General features: G+C 56.6%; 27 protein-coding genes. 13 read left to right on the top strand and 14 right to left on the bottom strand.

Annotated elements, in window-relative coordinates; genetic code table 11:
* The first annotated feature begins 88 nt into the window (after positions 1–88).
* A complete protein-coding gene (locus ABLN94_RS12810) occupies positions 89–406 on the top strand; it encodes an H-NS histone family protein (protein ID WP_352992884.1) in 318 nt (105 codons plus the stop codon).
* A gap of 17 nt (positions 407–423) precedes the next feature.
* Positions 424–1137, top strand: a complete 714-nt coding sequence (gene deoD, locus ABLN94_RS12805; protein ID WP_352992882.1) for a purine-nucleoside phosphorylase — start codon at positions 424–426, stop codon at positions 1135–1137.
* Positions 1138–1397: 260 nt separating this feature from the next.
* Here deoD and ABLN94_RS12800 read toward each other — a convergent pair whose 3' ends face one another.
* The 13 genes from ABLN94_RS12800 to ABLN94_RS12740 all read right to left on the bottom strand — a co-directional run bounded on the left by ABLN94_RS12800 (position 1398) and on the right by ABLN94_RS12740 (position 11254).
* Positions 1398–1538 carry a hypothetical protein gene (locus tag ABLN94_RS12800; RefSeq protein WP_352992880.1) on the bottom strand — a complete coding sequence of 47 codons (141 nt, stop codon included), beginning with the start codon at positions 1536–1538 and terminating at the stop codon, positions 1398–1400.
* 138 nt (positions 1539–1676) lie between these two features.
* Positions 1677–2456 (bottom strand): succinate dehydrogenase iron-sulfur subunit, encoded by a 780-nt coding sequence (locus ABLN94_RS12795; RefSeq protein WP_352992878.1) that lies wholly within the window; start codon positions 2454–2456, stop codon positions 1677–1679.
* Between the two features lie 87 nt (positions 2457–2543).
* Positions 2544–3338 carry a hypothetical protein gene (locus ABLN94_RS12790; RefSeq protein ID WP_352992876.1) on the bottom strand — a complete coding sequence of 265 codons (795 nt, stop codon included), beginning with the start codon at positions 3336–3338 and terminating at the stop codon, positions 2544–2546.
* Positions 3335–4138 carry a hypothetical protein gene (locus tag ABLN94_RS12785; protein WP_352992875.1) on the bottom strand — a complete coding sequence of 268 codons (804 nt, stop codon included), beginning with the start codon at positions 4136–4138 and terminating at the stop codon, positions 3335–3337. Before ABLN94_RS12785 ends, ABLN94_RS12790 begins: the two co-directional genes overlap by 4 nt.
* 10 nt (positions 4139–4148) lie before the next feature.
* Complete coding sequence (locus ABLN94_RS12780) at positions 4149–4991, bottom strand: polysaccharide pyruvyl transferase family protein (RefSeq protein WP_352992873.1); 843 nt, start codon at positions 4989–4991, stop codon at positions 4149–4151.
* Positions 4992–5063: 72 nt separating this feature from the next.
* Complete coding sequence (sdhA, locus tag ABLN94_RS12775) at positions 5064–6872, bottom strand: succinate dehydrogenase flavoprotein subunit (protein WP_352992871.1); 1809 nt, start codon at positions 6870–6872, stop codon at positions 5064–5066.
* 22 nt (positions 6873–6894) lie between these two features.
* The gene (locus ABLN94_RS12770; protein ID WP_170488724.1) at positions 6895–7266 is read right to left on the bottom strand and encodes a succinate dehydrogenase, hydrophobic membrane anchor protein; all 372 of its coding nucleotides are present in this window, start codon (positions 7264–7266) and stop codon (positions 6895–6897) included.
* 11 nt (positions 7267–7277) lie between these two features.
* Positions 7278–7661, bottom strand: a complete 384-nt coding sequence (gene sdhC / locus ABLN94_RS12765) for a succinate dehydrogenase, cytochrome b556 subunit (protein WP_352992869.1) — start codon at positions 7659–7661, stop codon at positions 7278–7280.
* 210 nt (positions 7662–7871) lie between these two features.
* A complete protein-coding gene (locus ABLN94_RS12760) occupies positions 7872–8537 on the bottom strand; it encodes a DUF1194 domain-containing protein (RefSeq protein ID WP_352992867.1) in 666 nt (221 codons plus the stop codon).
* 52 nt (positions 8538–8589) lie between these two features.
* On the bottom strand, positions 8590–9618 hold the full coding sequence (locus tag ABLN94_RS12755; RefSeq protein WP_352992865.1) for a MaoC family dehydratase: 1029 nt from the start codon (positions 9616–9618) through the stop codon (positions 8590–8592).
* Positions 9618–9824, bottom strand: coding sequence for a DUF1737 domain-containing protein (locus ABLN94_RS12750; protein WP_058281913.1), 207 nt, complete (start codon positions 9822–9824; stop codon positions 9618–9620). Before ABLN94_RS12750 ends, ABLN94_RS12755 begins: the two co-directional genes overlap by 1 nt.
* 10 nt (positions 9825–9834) lie before the next feature.
* Positions 9835–10389, bottom strand: a complete 555-nt coding sequence (locus tag ABLN94_RS12745; protein ID WP_352992862.1) for an NnrU family protein — start codon at positions 10387–10389, stop codon at positions 9835–9837.
* A 7-nt stretch (positions 10390–10396) separates the two neighbouring features.
* Positions 10397–11254, bottom strand: coding sequence for an HpcH/HpaI aldolase/citrate lyase family protein (locus ABLN94_RS12740; protein WP_352992860.1), 858 nt, complete (start codon positions 11252–11254; stop codon positions 10397–10399).
* Positions 11255–11423: 169 nt separating this feature from the next.
* Between ABLN94_RS12740 and ABLN94_RS12735 the strand changes: the two genes are divergently transcribed.
* Positions 11424–11723 (top strand): hypothetical protein, encoded by a 300-nt coding sequence (locus tag ABLN94_RS12735; protein WP_352992858.1) that lies wholly within the window; start codon positions 11424–11426, stop codon positions 11721–11723.
* Here the strand turns inward: ABLN94_RS12735 and ABLN94_RS12730 are convergent.
* Positions 11720–12475: a sulfite exporter TauE/SafE family protein gene (locus ABLN94_RS12730; RefSeq protein ID WP_352992856.1), complete on the bottom strand. Its 756-nt coding sequence runs from the start codon at positions 12473–12475 to the stop codon at positions 11720–11722. The two genes, ABLN94_RS12735 and ABLN94_RS12730, sit on opposite strands and share 4 nt — an antisense overlap.
* Before the next feature lie 161 nt (positions 12476–12636).
* On the opposite strand from ABLN94_RS12730, the gene mdh reads away from it, so the two are divergent.
* The 10 genes from mdh to ABLN94_RS12680 all read left to right on the top strand — a co-directional run bounded on the left by mdh (position 12637) and on the right by ABLN94_RS12680 (position 23950).
* A complete protein-coding gene (gene mdh, locus ABLN94_RS12725) occupies positions 12637–13599 on the top strand; it encodes a malate dehydrogenase (RefSeq protein WP_352992855.1) in 963 nt (320 codons plus the stop codon).
* A 321-nt stretch (positions 13600–13920) separates the two neighbouring features.
* A complete protein-coding gene (gene sucC, locus ABLN94_RS12720) occupies positions 13921–15114 on the top strand; it encodes an ADP-forming succinate--CoA ligase subunit beta (RefSeq protein WP_352992854.1) in 1194 nt (397 codons plus the stop codon).
* An 84-nt stretch (positions 15115–15198) separates the two neighbouring features.
* The gene (gene sucD, locus ABLN94_RS12715; protein WP_152456828.1) at positions 15199–16080 is read left to right on the top strand and encodes a succinate--CoA ligase subunit alpha; all 882 of its coding nucleotides are present in this window, start codon (positions 15199–15201) and stop codon (positions 16078–16080) included.
* A 3-nt stretch (positions 16081–16083) separates the two neighbouring features.
* Positions 16084–16770, top strand: a complete 687-nt coding sequence (locus ABLN94_RS12710; RefSeq protein WP_352992852.1) for a hypothetical protein — start codon at positions 16084–16086, stop codon at positions 16768–16770.
* Positions 16767–17309, top strand: a complete 543-nt coding sequence (locus ABLN94_RS12705) for a DUF805 domain-containing protein (protein ID WP_352992851.1) — start codon at positions 16767–16769, stop codon at positions 17307–17309. The genes ABLN94_RS12710 and ABLN94_RS12705 overlap by 4 nt, the downstream gene beginning before the upstream one ends.
* Positions 17306–20263, top strand: coding sequence for a 2-oxoglutarate dehydrogenase E1 component (locus tag ABLN94_RS12700; RefSeq protein ID WP_352992849.1), 2958 nt, complete (start codon positions 17306–17308; stop codon positions 20261–20263). The genes ABLN94_RS12705 and ABLN94_RS12700 overlap by 4 nt, the downstream gene beginning before the upstream one ends.
* A gap of 3 nt (positions 20264–20266) precedes the next feature.
* Positions 20267–21793 carry a 2-oxoglutarate dehydrogenase complex dihydrolipoyllysine-residue succinyltransferase gene (gene odhB, locus ABLN94_RS12695; RefSeq protein WP_352992847.1) on the top strand — a complete coding sequence of 509 codons (1527 nt, stop codon included), beginning with the start codon at positions 20267–20269 and terminating at the stop codon, positions 21791–21793.
* 2 nt (positions 21794–21795) lie between these two features.
* Positions 21796–22065 carry a hypothetical protein gene (locus tag ABLN94_RS12690; RefSeq protein ID WP_170488688.1) on the top strand — a complete coding sequence of 90 codons (270 nt, stop codon included), beginning with the start codon at positions 21796–21798 and terminating at the stop codon, positions 22063–22065.
* Positions 22066–22138: 73 nt separating this feature from the next.
* Positions 22139–23527 (top strand): dihydrolipoyl dehydrogenase, encoded by a 1389-nt coding sequence (gene lpdA, locus ABLN94_RS12685; protein ID WP_352992845.1) that lies wholly within the window; start codon positions 22139–22141, stop codon positions 23525–23527.
* Between the two features lie 114 nt (positions 23528–23641).
* Positions 23642–23950, top strand: coding sequence for an EthD family reductase (locus tag ABLN94_RS12680; RefSeq protein WP_352992843.1), 309 nt, complete (start codon positions 23642–23644; stop codon positions 23948–23950).
* Positions 23951–23959 lie beyond the last annotated feature (9 nt).

Here is a 23959-nt window from a genome sequence, read left to right as displayed (position 1 = left end):
TATGCAAAGAGTCAGATAAATACCGAAGTCTGAAATAACGGTGGGTTGTTGCGCCTACCCATAACGGCTTTCGTATTGGAGAAGAGAAATGGCGATCAACCTTGAAAAAATGTCACGCAAAGAACTGCTTGAATTGCGTGACAAGGTGGAAGTCGCGCTAAAAAGCGCGGAAAAACGCGAACGCAAAGAGGCCCTTAAAGCTGCCGAAAAAGCTGCTGCTGAATTTGGATTTTCTCTTTCTGAATTGTCCGGTGGTGCATCAAAACCCGCAAAGGGTCCGAAAAACACCGCAAAATACAAGAATCCGGCTAACCCTGATCAAACCTGGTCGGGACGCGGACGCAAGCCACAATGGGTTCATGACGCTTTGAAGGCCGGTGCAGATATTTCGGATTTGGAAATCTGATAGGAATTGGTTGCAAAATGACAATTCATATCGGCGCCGAAAATGGCGAAATTGCAGAAACTGTTCTAATGCCCGGCGATCCGTATCGGGCGAAATGGGCGGCGGAAGCTTTTTTGCAAGATGCCAAGCTGGTCAATAATGTGCGCGGAATGCTTGGCTACACCGGCACATGGAAGGGAAACCCGGTCACGATTCAAGGCAGCGGAATGGGTATGCCTTCCTTGTCTATTTATGCCAACGAGTTGATCCGTGATTACGGTGCCAAAACCCTGATCCGCATTGGCTCGTGCGGTGGGATGCAAGAGAATGTCAATATCCGCGACGTGATCCTTGCTATGACCTCGACCACTCTCAGCACGCCGTCGCGCGGCATTCTGAAAGAGCTGAACTTTGCGCCATGCGCCGACTGGGGCCTGCTGCAAGCTGCGGCCCAGGCTGCCGCTGCCAAAGGTACCCCTACCCATATCGGCGGGATCTATTCATCTGACGTGTTCTATGACGAACGCCCCGATCTGAACGAACAGATGGTGCGTCACGGTATTCTTGGGGTCGAGATGGAAGCGGCCGAGCTGTACATCCTAGCCGCGCGCCACAACTGCCGAGCGCTGGCTGTTCTGACTGTGTCGGATCATCTGCTGACTGGTGAGGCCTTGCCCTCGTCTGAGCGTGAAAGCAGCTTTGGCGATATGGTCGAGATCGCGCTGCAAGCGGCTTTTCCAGGCTCCGCCTGAACAATAGCAGGGCGTGAGATGCGCCCTGCTTCTCCTATCTCCCCTTCATGCAACTGGTCGGGCAAGCCGTGCCCTCTTGCTGCGCCCCGCAATAGGCGCAGGTCCAAACACCTTCCTTGCGGTGTTGTCGCCAGCGGCAATCGCGCGTCAAAGAAGACGTCCGCGACCGCCAAAAGAAATAGGCGAACACTCCGGCGGCCAGCAGTAACAACAGAATGGGCATGCCCATGCATTGCCCAATCGACGGGACTTTTCAAGCGTCAGGCAGCGTTTGCGTATTCAAATAGTTCGGGTTCATGCGTTTCAGACGCCAGCGCAGGTTCCGGCGTGTAATAGGCCCAAGCCTGTTCCAGCAGTTCCAGCGCCTCGGCCGCTTTTGTTTTGGAATTTTGTTCTTGCATCGGAGCGATCCCATTTCGGTTCTATCACTCCTCCCTACATGCCACGATAATGCGGAACAGGGCGGGCTGCATTGCATAGTTTTGCAATTTCGCCATGCACTTGCCGCAAGGCGGCAAGTACAGTTTTCTAAGGATCGTTCAGACCGAGCGGTCGACCATCATCTTCTTGATTTCGGCAATCGCCTTGGCCGGGTTAAGACCTTTGGGGCAGGTCTTAGCGCAGTTCATGATTGTGTGGCAGCGATACAGCTTGAACGGATCTTCCAGTTCGTCCAGACGCTCACCAGTGGCCTCGTCACGGCTGTCGATGATCCAGCGATAGGCGTGCAGCAGCGCGGCAGGTCCAAGATAGCGGTCGCCGTTCCACCAGTAGCTCGGGCACGAGGTCGAGCAACTGGCGCACATCACACATTCATACAGGCCATCCAGCTTCTTGCGGTCTTCGATCGACTGCTTCCACTCTTTCGCCGGGCGGTTGGTTTTGGTTTCCAGCCACGGCATGATCGAGGCATGCTGGGCGTAGAAATGCGTCAGGTCCGGGATAAGGTCCTTGACCACCGGCATGTGCGGCAGTGGGTAGATTTTCACGTCCCCCTTGATCTCATCCGTGCCGTAGATACAGGCCAGCGTGTTGATCCCGTCGATATTCATCGCACAGGAGCCGCAGATACCTTCGCGGCACGAACGGCGGAAGGTCAGCGTCGGGTCAATCTCGTTCTTGATCTTGATCAGCGCATCCAGAACCATCGGACCGCAGCTATCCATGTCGACGAAATAGGTATCGAGCTGCGGGTTTTTGTCGTCTTCTGGGTTCCAGCGATAAATCTGGAACTTTCGCACATTGGTGGCACCTTCCGGCTTGGGCCAGGTTTTGCCCGTCGTAATGCGCGAATTCTTGGGTAGGGTCAGTTGAACCATTTCAGGCCTCCTTATCTTGCCTGCGCGAGGACAGCCGAATACCGCAGCTAATCCGAAGACAGTTAGTACAATCCGAGCATGTCTTTTTCATTTCAAAACCTGCCCAGCATTGGGCACACGCCCTGCGAATATCTCTATTTCTGCATTCACATGTGCGAGGTTCTTTTCGGTGAAACCTCGGAAAATCGTTTCTTCGTATCGCAGCGGACGTAGCCAGTTCTCTTCCCTTGGCAACGTAACGGCTGTAATGCCACGTTCAAATGCCCATCGGGCCAATCTGACATCAACGAATTTTTGGCTGTCCGCCATATATTCATAGGGCGGAACATCCTTGGCATTCAGTATAGCTGCGTTCGTAGCAATTTGATCGACAACGATAGAGTTTGCCTGTGCTTCATAAAACACGGAAACATCCCGAAAATCAGCACGTCGGGACTTATATGCGCGTATTTCTGCAAAGTATTCGATCAGACTTGTTAAGATACCAAGGCGCTTTCGTTTAAATTTGCGACGATCCGAGCGCTTGCCAAAAACAGGTCGTGTATATGTTGAACCATGATATCCGGCTATAACCCGGCGCTCACCGAACGACTCAAAACACGCAACTGTCCGCGCGACATAGTCAGGTGGGAAATCTATATCATCATCCAACAAAAGGACGTATTTTGCATCCGAGGTATCCGGGTAAAACTTGCCAACATCCTTAGTGTCTTCCACAGGTATGATCTGGTTTACATTTTCATGTTCAGCCAACTCGGGCAAAGTACTTTCATATTCATTCAGAACCACATTTAGCCGGTCGACTTGCGCTGCAATGCTCCGAACAGCTTTTATCAAACCGTCTCGCCTTGGAGGATAGGTGGCCAAATTTCCAACAATCATTTTTCCTGCTCCTGAATAAACTGTTCGACTTCACCACGCGTTCCGTGTTGAAAATAGAAAAACTCCTCATTGAACGGAATCGGTCGAGTTCGTCCGACGCCAATAGGAAGAAAGTCAAACCAGCGGCCTTTTGAGAACTTCACACATTTTTTTCTGAAGTACCGCCACCGGAACAATCCAAGATTCGCAGCTACAACAAACGGCCACCAAACTGCACACAGGAACTTCCATTCCGGAGAAAGGTCACAATCTCGTTCACGAATTGCGCACAGATTGCTTAGGAAGCCTGGCAACAAATCCGAGCGAATTATGAAAAAAGACTGCTGCAGAGGTTGCGGTGTGCCTTCTCCAGATCCGAATGCAATCCCTGCTCTCATATTCTCAATACAATGTTCGATCACGTCAGTGCCGTTGATCAAACAGTCTTGCTCAACATAGACGAAATAGTCGCAATCCGAGGCCATTGCATAAGACGCCGATACAATGACCGATCTTGTCCAACCACTCCACCGTCCGATGTGATCGGTAGCGTGTTTAGCATTAAACGGAAGCGATACCCACTGAACCTGAGATCTTTTGTCTGGTGCAGGTTTGTTTGGAGCATTCGAGTCAACAACGATGACCTCTTGCGGAGAGGTAAAACGCTGTATGGCAGACAGCCAGTGGTTAAAAAATTCCACCGAGCGGATAACGGGGTCACCCAAATTTTTGCGCTTTGGGTTTACGTTTGTGTCAGATGACCACCAACCGCTCCCGATTACGTACCGAATGTTGCCTGCCGCATGAGATATATTCTTCATTCCGGTCATCCTAAGCTGATCGCAATTCAGCTTTCAAAAACTCGGATGTGCCGGGCGGCTCATCGTGAAAATGAACGTTTTTATAAAATGGCTTTAGTGAGCACTCGTAAATTGAGTGGATTTTTTGGTTTCTGTTCGGAAATATGTGTACTTCTCGGCCCAACAAAGCGCCAGCAATGCCTACATGCAAACGGTTGGTATAGATTATTTCATACTCGCCGACACGGTTCAAAAACTCCTCTGGATCGGAATTGTGTGTTCCCTCCTGGCTCAAATCTAAATTCCCCGGCGGAACGGAAGATCCATCTGTTTCGACGTCAGTCCTGAACAAAACACCCATTTTCTTAGAAGATGCCCTCGGACGTGGATCGAGGTAGAATGCCAGGTCATGACAAAATTTAGCGTTTGGAGCGCCTGTCATGCTTTCCAATTTGTCCCTCCGCCAAACAACAGTCCGCGTTGGGTCCAAACTAAGAGAGAATGGCACTGACGACGGCATGATGAGGACTTTTGAGAACTTTTTCGCTGCTATAGCGAGTTCATTTGACCGATTAAAATACTCCCGAAACGCGCCGGAACCCGTAAAAATCGCAACATCGTTAGAAAAGAAAGCACGGAGTTGAGAGCGAAGCGCCTTAAGAGCAGGTTTTTTGGTTTCCGGCTTTCGAAGCTTAAAAATGGAGATCTGGTCTACTTCAATACCATTGTCAGCAAGAAACTCTGCCTGCCCCGCACGAATCAGCGTGTCACCCCAGTTGCCCGAATTCACGATCTCAACAATCTTCCGACCGCCACTGAATTCTTTCAGATCGCGGGCTAGCTCAGAATAGCACTTTTCGTTGCGCAACGTCATGGTATTTGCCTTTTATTCGTAGCTTAGAAGCAGCCGACAGACTATTTGCCTGTCGGCACAAAGTTGGCAAACTTAGAACGTTCGCGCCTTGGGCGCAATCCGCTTCAGGTTGATTCCACCTTCGGCTTCGGTGGTCAGCGGGTCGACGATAACCGGACGATAGCTGAGGTCTACCTTGTTGCCTTCAACCCGAGACACGGTGTGCACGCGCCAGTTCTCATCGTCGCGTTCCGAGAAATCCTCGTGCGCATGAGCGCCGCGGGATTCCTTACGCGCTTCGGCACCAACGATGGTGGCCAGCGCGCTTGGCATCAGGTTGGTCAGCTCCAGCGTCTCCATCAGGTCACTGTTCCAAACCAGCGAACGGTCGCTGACTTTCAGGTCGTCCATCTTGGCGGCGATCGCCGTCATTTTCTCGACGCCTTCGGCCATGGTTTTGGCGGTCCGGAACACGGCCGCGTCTTCCTGCATGGTCCGCTGCATCTCAAGCCGCAGGTCTGCGGTTGGGATGGCTCCGCTGGCGTTGCGTACCGCATCAAACCGGTCAAAGGCCTTGTCGACCGACGCTTGGTTCAATTCAGGGTTCGGTGATTTGGCATCGACAACCTCACCGGCCCGGATCGCCGCCGCGCGACCAAACACCACGAGGTCGATCAGCGAGTTCGAACCCAGACGGTTCGCACCGTGGACCGAGGCACACCCGGCCTCACCCACGGCCATCAGGCCCGGCACGACACCGGTCGGGTTGTCCGCGGTGGGGTTCAGAACCTCACCCCAATAGTTCGTCGGAATACCACCCATATTGTAATGCACAGTTGGCAATACCGGGATCGGTTCCTTAGTGACGTCCACACCGGCAAACACGCGCGCAGATTCCGAAATCCCCGGCAGACGCTCGGCCAGCGCTTCGGCTGGCAGGTGGCTGAGGTTCAGGTGAATGTGGTCGCCATTGTCACCATGACCGCGACCTTCACGGATCTCCATGGTCATCGAGCGCGAGACATAGTCACGTGGCGCAAGGTCTTTGTACTGGGGCGCATACCGCTCCATGAACCGTTCGCCTTCCGAGTTAGTCAGGTAACCACCTTCACCGCGGGCACCCTCGGTGATCAGACAGCCCGAACCGTAAATGCCGGTTGGGTGGAACTGCACAAACTCCATATCCTGCAAAGCCAGACCCGCACGGGCCACCATACCGCCACCGTCGCCGGTGCAGGTGTGGGCCGAAGTCGCGCTGAAATAGGCGCGGCCATAACCGCCGGTCGCCAGCACCACCATCTTGGCGTTGAAGACATGCATCGTGCCGTCGTCCAGCTTCCAGCAGACGACACCCTGACACTGCCCGTCCTCGGACATAATCAGGTCGATGGCGAAATATTCGATGTAGAACTCGGCGTTGTTCTTCAGCGACTGACCATACAGCGTGTGCAGGATCGCGTGGCCGGTCCGGTCGGCGGCGGCACAGGTCCGCTGCACCGCGGGGCCTTCGCCGAATTCGGTGGTGTGGCCGCCGAAGGGACGCTGATAGATCTTGCCTTCTTCGGTCCGGCTGAAAGGCACACCGTAGTGCTCCAGCTCATACACCGCCTTGGGGGCTTCGCGGGCCAAGTATTCCATCGCGTCGGTGTCGCCCAGCCAGTCCGAGCCCTTGACGGTGTCATACATGTGCCACTGCCAGTGGTCAGGGCCCATGTTGGAAAGAGATGCGGCGATGCCACCCTGCGCCGCAACCGTGTGTGAGCGGGTCGGGAAAACCTTGGTGACACAGGCCGTGCGCAGACCTTGCTCTGCCATACCCAGCGTCGCCCGCAGACCTGCACCACCTGCGCCTACGACAACGACGTCGTATTCGTGGGTTTCATATTCATATGCTGCTGTCATTGTTCTTGTTCCTTACCGCGCATCACAGGGCGAGTTTGACCAGAGCGAACAATCCTGCCGCCATTAACGTGTAGCCCAGGGCCCACATCGCGACGAGCGAGATTTTTTCCATCACTCCATGCACATAATCTTCGATCGCCTCTTGTGCCTCATACATCAATTGCAGCAGCCCCACGATCAGAGCCAGAGCAGTCACAATCGCCGGGAATGGGCGGCTGAAATAGGCGACGACCTCTTCGTATGTGCCTCCAATTCCAGCACCAAATGTGAAGATGAATATCGGGACCAACACGGTCAGGATCATGGCCCGAACCATGGCTTGCCAATGGGTTTGTGTGCCGGATTTTCCTGCGCCCAGCCCTTGGGCGCGCTTACGGTCTGTCAGGTATCGCATGTGCCGTCTCCTTAAACCGCAAGCACGGTGATAAGGGTCAGGACGGTCGCACCAACGAACATGCCCAGCCCCAGTTTCTCGGCCACGTTAACCTCAAGGCAGTAACCGAAGTCCCACAAGACGTGCCGCAAACGGCCCAGCGTGTGATACCACAGCCCCCAAGTCGCTGCGGTCAGGACGATATCGCCGAACCAGCTGCGCAAGAATGCGTCGATCCCCGCAAATGCGCTTTCCGAAGTCGAAGCGGCCAGCAGCCACCAGACAACCAGGATGGATACAGCGAAAACACCCAGCGCAGATATGCGAACCATGATCGAAGACACGGACGTCATCTGGGGGCGGTATATCATAATATGTGGCGAGAGCGGGCGGTTGCCCCGATTGACATCGGCCATGTCGGCTCCTCTTTCGTTGGCTACCCGTCGTTTTACCCTTTTTTGCCTTTCTGTCACGTGCTGCATACGCAATATTGGCTAATTTGGGTGCAAATTCGCAGATTAGTTTCATATGTGATCACACTAAATATTAGCGTGATCACAAAATTGCTTCCACTGTTTGAATGTTAGCGTTTTCAGGGTGAAAGCATTGTGATCACGAATCTGCGCCTACTGCTTCAAAGCAGCAGATTGCTGCGTAACTTCGCGCAACAGCTTCTTCCGGATCCGTTCAGGATAATCGGCGAACCCCGCCGCCGAAACCACAAAGGCCCCCTCACCGACAATGACGTTTTCAAAGAAATAGGCGGTCAGATCGGGTTCACTTTCTTCGATGGCAATGGCGTTAACCGTCACGCCGCGCGTACGCAAAGCTTTGCGCAACGCGGATGGCTCAACCCCTTCGTTCGAAACCCCGTCACCAGAAATATCGATCAGATGACGCTTACAATTCGACACTGTATCGAAACTGGACATGGTCATCTCAAGCGCTTCGCCGATTGCTGTCGAAAAATTGCGCCAGACCCTTGGATCACTCGCAACCTTGTCTGCAAATTCGTCCAGGGTTTCAAAGCTAGAGATCTGGGTCCAGGGGATCGTAACTTTCTGCCGCGAGGCCCCGGTCCATTGCACCAACATCAACTGCGCCTGACTTCGCACGAGTGCTTCGGACACCAGAGGGTCGCGCAGCCCGGCGGCCAACCCATCCATCTGAATCCGATATTCCGTTGAATCTACCGAGCCGGACACGTCCACCGCCAAGGCCAGCGCAAGGTCGCAGGCCATTGCGGGCGGTGTCAGAAACAAGCAGGCAGCGAATGTGCGAAGCAAGACCATCCTCGCAGCCTAGCATGAATAGAACAGGCTGTGATCAAATCAATGTGCACCGTCAGATCGGCATCAGCGCCCAATAGTCCAGGTCCAGCAGAACGTCCGGCTTGTATCGGCCATCTTCACCTTTCAACTCAAACGGTTCTCCGCCTTTGGTTGCCACAAGGCGCAGGCGTATGGCACCGACCCCCGGCACCCTGGTTTCCGCTTTGTCCAGAACCTCGGACCAGGCCTTGATCGTGGTGCCCGCGAAACAAGGGTTGGCATGAGCGCCGCCATTCAGGCCCACGATCATCTGCGCGTTAGCCAGCCCGTTGAAGGACAAAGCCCGCGCCATTGAAATGACATGGCCGCCATAGATCAACCGGCCATCAGGACGGAAGGTCAGGTCAAAGTGGACCTTGGCGGTGTTCTGCCACAAGCGGGTGGCCAGCATATGCTCTGCCTCTTCCACCGTCACGCCGTCCACGTGATCAATGGTTTCGCCAATCTCGTAGTCACCCCAACGATGTGGCTCGCCCGCTAGCGCGAAATCGTAGTTAGAAAAATCCAGCCCCTCCGGGATCACCAAATCACTGGGCTCCAGGACTTTTTTAAGTTCAGGCACCACCGCCTCAGGTGCAGGCGTATCCGGGTCCGCTTTGCGGACCATAACCCAGCGGACATACTCGATGACCACTTCGTCCAGTTGGTTCAGACCGCGCGTCCGCACCCAAACCACACCGGTTTTGCCGTTCGAGTTCTGCTTAACCCCAATCACCTCAGAGACCGAGCGCAGCGTGTCGCCCGCATGGACCGGCAGCAACCAGCGCCCTTCGGCATAGCCCAGATTGGCAACCGCATTCAGCGAAACATCTGGGACAGTCTTACCGAAAACCACGTGAAAGGTCGCCAGATCGTCAATGGGGCTTTCCTGCAATCCACAGGCCCGCGCGAACTCGTCCGAGGAATAGAGCGCATGGCGCGCGGGATAGAGCGCATGATAGAGGCCCCGCTCGCCTTCAGTCACGGTGCGCGGCACGGCGTGGTGCAGGACCTGCCCGACGGCATAGTCCTCGAAAAAGCGGCCCGGATTGGTTTTTGCCATTATTGCTGTCCCAGTTTCATGTCGGGTGAATAGTCGGCCTCGACCTCTTTGGTCACGGCCTGTGCACAACGCATCATGCGGCTGTTTTCGTCATAGGCATAAGACGGGTCGCCATACAGCTCCCACCCTTTGGCCAGCGCGTCTGACACTTTGTGGCAGAAGGCGGCGGTGTCTTCCTCGGTCAGCAGACGATAGAGTTTTGCCATGATGGTTTCCTTATGATCCGAACGGAGACGGCCCAACTAGCCCGTGAATGTAGCCAATCACCCCAAGCAACACGATCGAGGCGACAAAAAACATCGCATCCTTGCCATAGGTTCCGGGTTCACCCGGGGTCCAGTCAGGTTCGGACTTGTTAATCACGATGACTTCGACAACTGCCCAAGCCAGCAGACCGCCAAACAGAATGATCGAGGCCAGATCGCCGTTCACCAGCAAATGCGCAAAGGCCCACAGCTTGAACCCGCCCAACATTGGGTGACGGAGCTTGTTCAACAGGCGACCCTTGGTGCCCGCCGGGCTCATCAGATAGATCGCGATCAGCACCAACAGGTTGTTGACGTGGATCAGGAAGGTCGGCGGCGCCCAGACGAACACGGTGTCGGTCATGCGATAGCCGAAAATCATTAGTAGGACCGCTGCGACCAGCGCCAGCGCGACCGCACCTTTGCCGCCATTGCCCATGGCCGCGCGTCGTGCAGGCATTACACGCTTGAACAGATGTGCGACCCACCAAAGCGCCACACCAAGGATCAGAAGAACAAAGCCCATTGCTGGCTTACCCCGCTTGCAAAGCTGAAATCGCCTCTGCTTTTGCCAGAATTTCGCGGGCCGTTACAACATGCAGGTTTTCAACAATCTTCCCATCCACGACAGCAACGCCTTGCCCCTGCGCCTCGGTCTCTTCAAATGCCGCAATCTGGCGACGAGCAAGGTCGATTTCGGCCTCTGACGGCGCAAAGGCCGCGTTGGTGATTTCCACCTGAGCCGGATGGATCAACGTCTTGCCATCGAAACCCATGTCCCGACCTTGTTCACACTCAGCGGCAAGACCGTCGGTGTCCTTGAAGGCGTTATAAACTCCGTCGACAATGACCAGCCCTTCGGCCTTGGCGGCCAAAAGGCACAAACCCAGCGAGGACATCAACGGCAGGCGATCCGGGCGGAACCGGGTTTGCAGGTCTTTGGCCAGATCGTTGGTCCCCATGACAAAGCCGGTCATCTGCGGATGGGCCGCGATTTCAGCAGCGTTCAACATCCCGCGTGGGGTTTCCATCATCGCCCAAATCGGCATGTCACCCGTGATCGCCGCAAGTGCGTCTACGTCCGCAGACGAGTTCACCTTGGGCAGCAGAACCACGTCCGCATCCATCTCGCGCACGGCTTCGGCATCGGCATGGCCCCATTCAGTATCCAGCCCGTTGATGCGGACGATCTTGACCCGGTCGCCGTAACCGCCGGCCGCCAGTGCAGCCTTGAGCGTCTCACGCGCATTTGCCTTTTCATCAGCGGCAACAGCATCCTCAAGGTCAAAGATGATCGCATCCACCGGCAACGTCCGGGCCTTGTCCAGCGCTCGATCACGGGAACCGGGGATATAGAGAACTGAGCGATAGGGGCGCTGGCGAGGGTCCATTGGATTCTCTCTTTGTAATATTGTTGCGTGGAATGGGGCATTTTTTGCCGGAAAGTTCAAGGAGAAAATTGCCGCAATGCAGCATCAGCGGCGCAACGTGCGCTGGCTTAACCGAATTTCGATCTGCGAAGCCCACCCTTGAGCCAGACGGAATCGGAAAGGTTCGCAGATGAAAAAGACGCTGTTCAAGATGACGATGGGCCTGGGGATCATGGTTCTGGCCGCACAACAGGTACAGGCCCGCACCTGCAGCCCACGTGAGGACATTTTAAAGCGACTGGTCGAAACCTATGGCGAAACACGCCGCGGCATCGGTATCGCGCGACAGGGTGCGGTGATGGAGATCTATGCATCGGACCAGACGGGCAGTTGGACGATCACGGTGACGCTGCCAGACGGGATTACCTGCCTCGTCGCCTCGGGTCAGGCCTATGAAGTGATGGCCGAAGCACTGCCGCCCAACGTTTAAGTTAGCGCGTCCCAGATCAGTTTGCTGCCCGTCAAGGTCAGCAGCACGTATGCGATGCCAAAGAAAAGGCGCTCGGAAAGCATGAAATGTGCTCGGACGCCCAGCCACGCACCGAGGATCGCGAAGGGTGCCAACAACAGATCTGCCCATGCGGTGTGCCACGTAAACAGACCCAAATAGGCATAGGGCACAAATTTCGAGATATTGATAACCCAAAAGACCAACACGGTAGAGGCCTGAAACTCGGTCTTTGTCAGGCGTTGCGACAGCAGGTAGACGGCGGCGGGGGGACCTCCTGCGTGGCTGACAAAGCTGGTGAATCCGGCGATCAGACCCGCAAACAGCCCGGCAGGCGGTGGCAGGCGAGTGGCGAAGCCGCGGATCAGACCCTTGCTCTGCGCGATATGCCAGATCACGAAGCCCACCGAGATGCCTCCGATCAACAAACGCAAGACATCATCATCGGTGGCGCGATACAGCAAGGCCCCCAGCGCGACGCCTGGCACCGCCCCCAGCATCAACAGACGCGCGTCCGGCCAGCTCCACCTTTTCCAGTAGGGGCCAAGCGTAGCCACATCGATCACCATCAAGATCGGCAACATGAGCGCAAGCGCCTGCCCGGGCTCGAGTATTATGGCCAGAATCGACGAGGACGCGAAGGCCACGCCCGAGCCGAACCCACCCTTCGAGATACCGGCAAAGATCACCGCAGGGATTGCCACAGCAAAAAACATCAGGTTCAGTTCGAACATGTAGCATCCCGAAAATAGGCCTATCTAAAAGGCCGTTTAGCGCAATCACAGACACTTTCGCAAACAGTATGCGGTTGCATGCCGCGCCGCATGACCCTTGCGCGAAAGCCATTTACCGACTAGCACAACCGCGATTTCAAAACCGACCGGAGATAATCCAAATGGCCAGACCCAAGATCGCGCTGATCGGCGCGGGGAACATCGGCGGCACGCTTGCCCATCTCGCAGCTGTTAAAGAACTGGGCGACGTTGTCCTGTTCGACATCGCCGACGGACTGCCGCAAGGCAAGGCACTCGACATTGCAGAATCCGGACCATCCGAAGGTTTCGACGCCGCCATGTCAGGCACCAGCGACTACGCCGATATCGCAGGCGCAGACGTGTGCATCGTCACCGCCGGTGTTGCGCGCAAGCCGGGCATGAGCCGTGATGACCTGTTGGGCATCAACCTGAAAGTCATGAAATCTGTCGGTGAAGGCATCGCCGCCCACGCACCCAACGCCTTTGTGATCTGCATCACCAACCCGCTCGACGCAATGGTCTGGGCTCTGCGCGAATTCTCGGGCCTGCCGCACAACAAAGTCTGCGGCATGGCAGGCGTACTGGACTCGGCCCGCTTTGCGCACTTCCTGTCGGAAGAGTTCAACGTTTCGATGCGTGACGTCACCGCTTTCGTTCTGGGTGGTCACGGCGACACTATGGTGCCGTCCGTGCGCTATTCGACCGTTGCCGGTATCCCGCTGCCCGACCTCGTCGAGATGGGCTGGACCACGCAGGACAAGCTGGACGCCATCGTGCAGCGCACCCGTGACGGCGGCGCTGAGATCGTTGGCCTGCTGAAAACCGGCTCAGCCTACTACGCGCCTGCAACCTCGGCGATCGAAATGGCCGAGGCCTACCTGAAAGACCAAAAACGCGTTCTGCCCTGCGCAGCCTATTGCAACGGTGAGTTCGGCGTGGACGGCATGTATGTCGGTGTGCCCACCGTGATCGGCGCTGGCGGTATCGAGCGTATCGTCGACATCAAACTGAACGAAGATGAACAAGCGGGCTTCGACAACTCGGTAAACGCCGTAAAAGGCCTGATCGAAGCGTGCAAAGGTATCGACGGCTCGTTGGCCTGAACCTTTCAATGAAATCTCTTAAAACCGGCCCCGAGTTGGGCCGGTTTTTCTTTTGCCCACCTGTGACCGATCTGAATTGCACAACCGAAGATGTTGGCGCAAACGCTTCACATCTTGTTTTTGAATGTGTTTTTCGCTGTTTCGATCCATAAATCGAATCAAAAAAGATCTCGGCTTTAAAATGTGATCACACCCCAAAAACCTGTGATCACAAAAGGTAAAAATCTTCAGTAAAAAGCACTGTGTCGTCAAAAAAGCCTTTAAACTTGCCCCGTAGACACCCCTATAACGGTTTAATCGTAGTCAGACGGGACAGTTTCGATGAACATTCACGAATATCAGGCCAAAGCTCTTCTTCGCAGCTATGGCGCTCCGGTCTCCGAAGGTCGCGCGGTTCTGCGCGCCGAGGAAGCCAAAACCGCAGCCGGTGAACTGGATGGCCCACTTTGGGTTGTTAAGGCACAAATCCACGCAGGGGGCCGCGGCAAAGGTTCTTTCAAAGAAGCCGATGCCGGTGAAAAAGGCGGCGTCCGTCTGACCAAGTCGGTTGAAGAAGCCGCCGAGGAAGCCAAAAAGATGCTGGGCCGCACACTGGTCACGCATCAGACCGGCCCGGCGGGCAAGCAGGTCAACCGTATCTATATCGAGGCCGGATCCGGTATCGAACGCGAACTGTACCTGGCCCTTCTGGTGGATCGCCAGACCAGCCGCATCTCGTTTGTTTGCTCGACCGAGGGCGGCATGGATATCGAGGAAGTGGCCGAAGCCACTCCGGAAAAAATCCTGTCCTTCTCGGTTGACCCCGCCACGGGTTATCAGCCCTATCACGGCCGCCGCATCGCGTTCTCGCTGGGGCTGGAAGGCGCGCAGGTCAAGCAATGCGTCAAGCTAATGGGTCAGCTTTACCAAGCCTTCGTCGAGAAGGACATGGAGATGCTGGAGATCAACCCGCTGATCGTCGCCGAAGGCGGCGACCTCAAGGTGCTGGACGCCAAGCTGGGCTTTGACGGCAACGCGGTCTATCGCCACCCGGATATCGCCGAGCTGCGCGACACGACCGAGGAAGATCCAAAGGAACTGGAAGCCTCCAAGTACGACCTGAACTACATCGCGCTGGATGGTGAGATCGGGTGCATGGTGAACGGCGCCGGACTGGCGATGGCAACCATGGACATCATCAAGCTCTACGGTGCCGAGCCTGCCAACTTCCTCGACGTGGGCGGCGGTGCCACCAAAGAGAAAGTGACCGAAGCTTTCAAGATCATCACCTCGGACCCGCAGGTCAAAGGCATTCTGGTCAACATCTTCGGCGGCATCATGCGCTGTGACGTCATCGCCGAGGGCGTGGTCGCCGCGGTGAAAGAGGTCGGCCTGCAGGTTCCGCTGGTCGTGCGTCTGGAAGGCACGAACGTTGAGAAAGGCAAAGAGATCATCAACACCTCTGGCCTAGACGTGATCGCGGCGGACAACCTGAAAGACGGTGCCGAGAAGATCGTGAAGGCCGTCAAAGGCTAATCCCAATTCCGTGGGGTGGGCCTTGGCCCGCCTTTCCGAAGAATTCAGGCAGGCTGCGGCCCGCCTAAAATAGGAGAACGCCAAATGGCAGTCCTCATCGACGAAAATACCAAAGTGATCTGTCAGGGCTTTACCGGCTCGCAGGGCACATTCCACTCTGAACAGGCGATCGCCTATGGCACCAAGATGGTCGGCGGTGTGACCCCCGGTAAAGGCGGGATGGAGCATCTGGGCCTGCCCGTGTTCAACTCGGTCCACGAGGCCAAGCATGTGACCGAAGCCAACGCCTCGGTGATCTATGTTCCGCCGCCCTTCGCGGCTGACTCGATCCTCGAAGCGATTGATGCCGAGATGGAGGTGATCGTCTGCATCACCGAAGGCATCCCGGTTCTGGACATGATGAAAGTGAAGCGCGCGCTGGAAGGCAGCAAATCGCGCCTGATCGGCCCGAACTGCCCCGGTGTTATCACACCCGACGCCTGCAAAATCGGCATCATGCCCGGCCACATCCACAAGCGCGGTTCGGTCGGCGTTGTGTCGCGTTCGGGCACCCTGACCTATGAGGCCGTCAAGCAGACCACCGATGTGGGTCTGGGCCAATCCACCTGCGTGGGTATCGGCGGCGACCCGATCAAAGGGACCGAGCATATCGACGTGCTGGAGTGGTTCCTGGCCGATGACGAAACCGAGTCGATCATCATGATCGGTGAGATCGGTGGCTCGGCCGAAGAAGAAGCCGCGCAGTTCCTGGCGGACGAAGCCAAGAAGGGCCGCAAAAAGCCGACCGCCGGTTTCATCGCTGGCCGCACGGCTCCTCCGGGCCGCCGCATGGGCCACGCGGGCGCGATTGTCGCCGGCGGCAAGGGCGGTGCTGAAGACAAGATCGAAGCCATGCGCTCGGCCGGTATCGTCGTGGCCGAAAGCCCGGCGCAGCTGGGCGAGGCCGTGCTGGAAGCGATTGGGTAAACTGTGAACAGTAGCCGGAAATTCCTGTTTGGCATGGTGGCTGCCTTTACGGCAGCCACAACCGTCCCGGCTATTGCCGAAAACTCGCAACTGGTGTCGAAGACCGTGGCCGCTTGCCAAGCCACTACCGATCTGGCGACGGTGACCGACTCTCTCATCCAGATTGGCTGGACACCCAGTGTACCTGCGAGCCTTGATGACCGTGAGATACAATCATATGCCGCCACATATCTTGTTAATCACCTTGGTTATGGCGACTACTCGAACAAACGTATCGCAAGTACGTGGAAACTAGCTCTCAAAAATGCAGCGGGAATTCGAAATCTGCAGATTATTGATGGCTCACAAAAGAAAGACCGCTGGTTTGTTCTTGAGCAATCGGGAAGCGTTTTACGAATTGATAGTTTTGCGCACGAGACCTATGGGCATATTCACTGTGTGCTTGCACTGAAAGAGGAAGACTCTCCAGTTACTTTTAATCGATTGCTTGGTGATTCTGGGAAAGACCCCAATACATTGCCGCCCATCTATCGTCTACGACCCAAGTCTTTCGAAAGTAACGGATTCGAACGGAACCTGAACGCTGCTGTCCTAAATTCGGAGCGTATTTCGGTTGCATCGGACTATGAGGTTAACGTTTCATCCGTTTACTCGACTTTTACTGCAAAAAAACCGGAGAGATCGAAATGACCTTCTCCGACGCCATCCGCACCTGTTTCTCCAAGTTCTTCACTTTCTCGGGTCGTGCCTCGCGGCCCGAATACTGGTTCTTTTTCCTGTTCATCGTGATCTGGAGCTTTATCGCCAGCATCATCGACTGGCAGTTCTTCACGCAGGTCTCGGTCAGTGAAAGCGACGAGATAAAATCCGTCACCGCAACGTCCTCTCAGCCGGTGCAAAGCATCGTCAGCCTGATCGTGTTCTTCCCGCATCTGGCTGTCGCGTGGCGGCGGATGCATGATACCGGGCGCAGCGGGTTATATGCTTTGTTGCCGATCCTGCTTATCCTCGGCGCCGGTGCAGTGCTTTTCTTTGGCATCGGCCTTGCCTCCAGCTTCCAGCACGGTGGCAATCTGGACATTCTGTTCACCCGCGCCACTTTGCTGATCGTCATTCCGACACTGCTGATCCTGTTTGTGTCGCCCCTCCTGGTCCTGTGGTGGCTGACCCGCCCCAGCCAACCAGGCACCAATCAATACGGTCCCAACCCACATGAGGTAGCCCAATGACCGAACATACGCCCAATTCCGCGTTTCACGCCTCAAGCTTTATGCAGGGGCACAATGCCGAGTATCTGGAGCAGCTTTATGCCCAGTACACCAAGGACCCCGGCGCGGTGGATGCCGCCTGGGCCGAGTTCTTTAAGGCTATGGGTGACGCCACGCCGGACGTTCAGAAAGAGGCTGAGGGACCGTCTTGGGCACGCACCGACTGGCCTCCGATGCCGGCGGATGATCTGACAGGTGCGCTGACCGGCGAATGGGCTGAGATCGACGCCAAGGCCGCTGGCAAGAAGATCAAGGAAAAAGCGGCGGACAAAGGTGTTCAGGTCAGCGAAGACCAAATTAAACGCGCGGTATTGGACAGCCTGCGGGCGCTGATGCTGATCCGGGCCTATCGGATCCGGGGCCATCTGGCCGCCAATCTGGACCCGCTGGGCATGCGTGCGGCCAGCACCCATCCCGAGCTTGATCCCAAGACCTATGGCTTTACCGAAGCCGACATGGACCGACCGATTTTTATCGACAATGTCCTTGGTCTGCAGATGGCCTCAATGCGCCAGATCGTCGACATTGTGAAGCGAACCTACTGCGGCACCTTCGCGCTGCAATACATGCATATTTCGGACCCGGAACAGGCCGCTTGGCTGAAGGAACGGATTGAAGGCTATGGCAAGGAAATCGCCTTCACCAAGGAAGGCCGAAAGGCGATTCTGAACAAGATGGTCGAAGCCGAAGGTTTTGAGAAGTTCCTGCACGTCAAATACATGGGCACCAAGCGCTTTGGTCTGGACGGCGGCGAAGCACTGATCCCTGCGATGGAGCAGATCATCAAGCGCGGCGGTGCGCTGGGACTGAGTGACATTGTCATAGGTATGCCGCACCGGGGCCGCCTGAACATCCTGGCCAACGTGATGAGCAAGCCCTATCGCGCCATCTTCAACGAATTCCAGGGCGGCAGCTTCAAACCCGAAGACGTGGATGGCTCAGGCGACGTGAAATACCACCTCGGCGCCTCCAGCGACCGTGAGTTCGACGGTAACTCGGTTCACCTGTCATTGACGGCCAACCCCTCGCACCTCGAAGCTGTGAACCCGGTGGTTCTGGGCAAGGTCCGCGCCAAGCAGGATCAGTTGAACGATACGGACCGTACCAAGGTGATGGGCATCCTGCTGCACGGGGATGCGGCCTTTGCCGGTCAAGGCGTTGTGGCCGAAGGCTTTGGCCTGTCGGGCCTGCGTGGGCACAAGACCGGCGGCACCATGCATATCGTGGTGAACAACCAGATCGGCTTCACCACCGCGCCACACTTCTCGCGGTCCAGCCCGTACCCGACGGATATCGCACTTATGGTTGAGGCTCCGATCTTCCACGTGAACGGCGACGACCCCGAGGCCGTGACGCACGCCGCCAAGGTGGCAACCGAGTTCCGCCAGAAGTTCCACAAGGATGTGGTCATCGATATCTTCTGCTATCGCCGGTTTGGTCACAACGAGGGCGACGAGCCCATGTTCACCAACCCGATCATGTACAAGAAGATCAAAACCCATAAGACCACGCTTAGCCTGTATACTGAGCGTTTGGTCAAAGACGGCCTGATCCCCGAGGGTGAAATCGAGGATATGAAAGCCGCCTTCCAGGCCCACCTGAACGATGAGTTCGAGGCCGGCAAAGACTATAAACCCAACAAGGCCGACTGGCTGGACGGGCGCTGGTCACATCTGGACAAGAACAAAGAAGAATACGTCCGCGGCGAAACCGCCATTACGCCGGACACTCTGGCCGAAGTCGGCGAAGCACTGACACATGCCCCGGCGGATATTGCGGTTCACAAGACCGTTGCCCGTCTGCTGGATCACAAGAAACAAATGTTCGACAGCGGCAAGGGCTTTGACTGGGCCACCGGTGAAGCGCTGGCATTCGGCTCCTTGCTGACCGAGGGGTATCCTGTGCGCCTGTCCGGTCAGGACGCCACGCGCGGTACTTTCAGCCAGCGTCATTCCGGCTTTGTTCATCAGGAAACCGAAGAGCGCTATTACCCGCTGAACAACATCCGCGAGGGTCAGTCGAAATACGAAGTGATCGACTCGATGCTGAGCGAATACGCGGTGCTGGGCTTTGAATACGGCTACTCGCTGGCGGAACCGAATGCGCTGACTCTGTGGGAGGCTCAGTTCGGCGACTTCGCCAACGGTGCGCAGATCATGTTCGACCAGTTCATCAGTTCGGGCGAAAGCAAATGGCTGCGGATGTCCGGTTTGGTGACGCTGTTGCCGCACGGGTTCGAAGGACAAGGCCCGGAACACTCGTCCGCACGTCTTGAACGGTTCCTGCAAATGTGCGGACAGGACAATTGGATCGTGGCGAACTGTACGACACCCGCGAACTATTTCCACATTCTGCGCCGACAGTTGCACCGCACCTTCCGCAAGCCGCTGATCCTGGTGACACCTAAATCGCTGTTGCGCCACAAGCTGGCAGTCAGCACGGCCGAGGACTTTACCACCGGCTCCAGCTTCCACCGGGTGCTGTGGGATGACGCGCAGAAAGGAAACTCGGAAACCAAGCTGGTCAAAGACGACAAGATCAAGCGCGTGGTGATGTGTTCGGGCAAGGTCTATTTCGACCTTCTGGAAGAACGCGACGCACGTGGCCTCGACGACGTCTATCTGATGCGGATTGAGCAGTTTTACCCCTTCCCCGCGCACTCGCTGATCAACGAGCTAGAGCGTTTCAAAGGGGCCGAGATGATCTGGTGCCAAGAGGAACCCAAGAATCAGGGTGCCTGGACCTTTATCGAACCCAATATCGAATGGGTGCTGACCCGTATCGGCGCCAAACACACACGGCCGCGCTATGTCGGTCGCGCAACCTCGGCCTCGCCTGCGACGGGTCTGGCCAGCCAACACAAAGCCCAACAAGAGGCGCTCGTGAACGAAGCGCTGAGCATCGAAGGAAAATAAGCGATGACGATAGAAGTTCGTGTTCCCACGCTTGGCGAGTCGGTGACCGAAGCCACGGTTGCGACCTGGTTCAAGAAGCCCGGCGATGCCGTGGCCGTGGATGAGATGCTCTGTGAGCTTGAAACCGACAAGGTGACCGTCGAAGTTCCGGCCCCCGCCGCTGGCGCGATGGGTGAAATCGTCGCCGCTGAAGGCGAAACCGTAGGCGTTGATGCGTTGCTCGCCACCATCACTGCAGGCGAAGGTGCTGCTCCGGCCCCGGCCGCAGCACCAGCCCCGGCTGCCGCGCCCGCTCCGACCGCAGGTGGTGGTGGCGTCGATGTGATGGTTCCCACCTTGGGTGAGTCCGTCACCGAGGCCACTGTCTCCACCTGGTTCAAACAGGTTGGTGACGCTGTGGCACAGGACGAAATGCTGTGTGAACTGGAAACGGACAAAGTCTCGGTCGAGGTTCCCGCACCGGCCGCTGGCGTGTTGGCGGAAATCGTAGCCCCCGAAGGCGCAACCGTGAACGCAAGTGCCAAGCTGGCGGTTATCTCTGGTGCCGCAGCTGGCGCTGTCCCGGCACCGGCAGTCGCGGCCACAGTTGCAGGTGGTGGTGACTCAGCCGGTGGCAAAGACATTGCCAACGCGCCCTCTGCAGAGAAAGCCATGGCCGAAGCAGGCTTGTCAGCCGATCAGGTCCGCGGCACCGGACGCGATGGGCGGATCATGAAAGAAGACGTGGTCAGCGCGGTCGCGGCGGCATCCTCCGCCCCGGTATCTCCTGCGCCAGTGGCCCCTGCCCCGGCGGCTCCGGCACCACGCGCGCCGGTTGCCGCTCAGGACGCGGGCCGCGAGGAACGCGTGCGCATGACTCGTCTGCGCCAAACCATCGCCAAGCGCCTGAAGGATGCGCAGAACACCGCTGCAATCCTGACCACCTTCAATGAGGTGGACATGACCGAAGTGATGGCCCTGCGCAGCCAGTACAAAGACCAGTTCGAGAAAAAGCATGGTGTGCGTCTGGGCTTTATGTCCTTCTTCACCAAAGCCTGCTGTCACGCACTGAAAGAAGTGCCCGAGGTGAACGCGGAAATCGACGGCACCGACATCGTCTACAAGAACTTCGTACATATGGGCGTTGCTGCCGGTACACCGCAGGGTCTTGTGGTTCCGGTCATCCGCGACGCAGATAGCATGTCGTTCGCTGCCATCGAAAAGGCGATTGCCGAGAAAGGCAAACGTGCCCGCGACGGCAAGCTGAGCATGGAGGAAATGCAGGGCGGCACCTTCACCATCTCGAACGGCGGCGTCTATGGCTCGCTGATGTCCTCGCCAATCCTGAACCCCCCGCAATCTGGCATTCTTGGGATGCACAAGATTCAGGACCGCCCGATGGTCATCAATGGTGAGATCAAGATCCGCCCGATGATGTATCTGGCTCTGTCTTATGATCACCGGATTGTTGACGGCAAAGGCGCGGTGACGTTCCTTGTTCGTGTGAAAGAGGCGCTGGAAGATCCGCGCCGCCTGTTGATGGATCTGTAATCATGGCAACTCATGTATTGTGGCAAGCCGATGTGGCCGATTTCGATGTCTGGCTGAAGGTGTTTAAAGAAGACAAAAAGATGCGGGAGGCTGCGGGTATCCGCGACCTCCACATCTGGAAGGACCCGGAACAAAAGGATCATGCGGTGGCCCTGTTCGAGATCACGGATCTGGACCGCGCCCAGAGCTTTATCGAATCCGAGGAACTGGCCATGCACCACGAACGTGGTGGCGTAGCGCATATTCAGGTCAAAGTCCTGACGCCAGTTTAGGAGAATATCGCGCAGGCCATCTTTCTATGGCCGCGCCTTTCAAGGTTAGTTCCTTGGGTTTTAGGAGAATAAAATGGCAAACTACGACGTCATCGTAATCGGCGCTGGCCCCGGCGGCTATGTCTGCGCTATTCGCTGCGCTCAATTGGGCCTGAAAACAGCCGTTGTCGAAGGGCGCGAAACGCTGGGTGGCACCTGCCTGAACGTGGGCTGTATCCCGTCCAAGGCGCTGCTGCATGCCAGCCATCAGTTGCACGAAGCCGAGCATAACTTTGCCAAGATGGGTCTGAAGGGCAAAAGCCCCTCGGTCGACTGGAAGCAGATGCAGGCCTACAAAGAAGAAACCATCGAGGGCAACACCAAGGGCATCGAGTTCCTGTTTAAGAAGAACAAGATCGACTGGCTGAAAGGCTGGGGCTCGATCCCCGCCGCAGGTAAGGTCAAGGTGGGTGATGAGGTCCACGAGGCCAAGAACATCATCATCGCGTCTGGCTCCGAGCCCGCCTCTCTGCCCGGCGTTGAAGTGGACGAAAAGGTCGTCGTGACCTCGACCGGCGCACTCTCGTTGGGCAAGATCCCGAAGAAGATGGTCGTCATCGGCGCAGGTGTGATCGGGTTGGAGCTGGGCTCGGTCTATCAGCGTCTGGGCGCCGAGGTGACAGTGATCGAATTCCTCGACGTGATCACTCCGGGTATGGACCCCGAAGTGCAGAAGACCTTCCAGCGTATTCTAAAAAAGCAGGGTCTGAAATTCATCATGGGCGCGGCGGTGCAGAAGACCGAGGCCACAAAGACCAAAGCCAAAGTCACCTACAAGCTGCGTAAGGATGACAGCGAACACGTGATCGACGCCGACACCGTACTGGTTGCTACCGGCCGCAAGCCGTTTTCGGACGGTCTGGATCTTGAAGCTCTGGGCGTTGAGATGACTCCGCACGACCAGATCAAGGTTGGTGCTGACTGGCAGACCAACGTACCCGGAATCTACGCCATCGGCGACGTGACGGAAGGCCCTATGCTGGCGCACAAGGCCGAAGACGAAGGCATGGCCGCCGCCGAGCAGGTCGCGGGCAAGCACGGCCACGTCAATTACGGCGTCATTCCGGGCGTGATATACACATGGCCCGAAGTGGCAAACGTGGGCGAGACTGAAGAGACGCTCAAGGCGCAGGACCGTTCCTACAAGGTCGGTAAGTTCATGTTCATGGGCAACGGCCGCGCCAAGGCGAACTTCGCCGCTGACGGGTTCGTCAAAATCCTGGCCGACAAGGACACGGACCGCATTCTGGGCGCGCATATCATCGGCCCGGCAGCGGGTGACCTGATCCACGAGGTTTGTGTCGCGATGGAGTTTGGCGCCTCGGCCGAGGATCTGGCCCTGACCTGCCATGCCCACCCGACCTATTCCGAGGCCGTGCGTGAGGCTGCGCTGGCCTGTGGAGATGGGCCGATACACAGCTAACGCTCCGCCATCTCTGGACAAATAGAAGGCGACCAATTGGTCGCCTTACTTTATGATCGACAACACTTTGCGAACAAGGTTGTTTCGACTGCTGTAAGAAATGGAGATGAGTAGATGCCCGTTACCCTTCAGGTTTTGTACCCGATTACGGATGACACTCATTTCGACTATGACTATTACGCCGACACCCATATGAAGATTGTCGGGGAACATCTCGGAGCGTTTATTGACAGGACTCTGGTGACAAAAGGGGTTGCAGGCGGACCGGACACACCACCGGGTTTTTATGCCATCGCCAGCATCGTCTTTCCAACTCAGGATGCAAGGGATGCCGCGATGGCTGCGAGTGGGCCGGTCATGGGAGATTTACCCAACTTCACCAATGTGCAGCCCACGCTTCTTGTCGGTAATGTTATCGGTTAGACGCGAACG

The sequence above is a fragment of the Ruegeria sp. SCP11 genome (genome assembly GCF_040329455.1).
Taxonomy (GTDB): Bacteria; Pseudomonadota; Alphaproteobacteria; order Rhodobacterales; family Rhodobacteraceae; genus Ruegeria; species Ruegeria atlantica_E.
The sequence above is the reverse complement of the archived record's forward strand: the minus strand, read 5'-3'. Positions and strand labels throughout refer to the sequence as shown.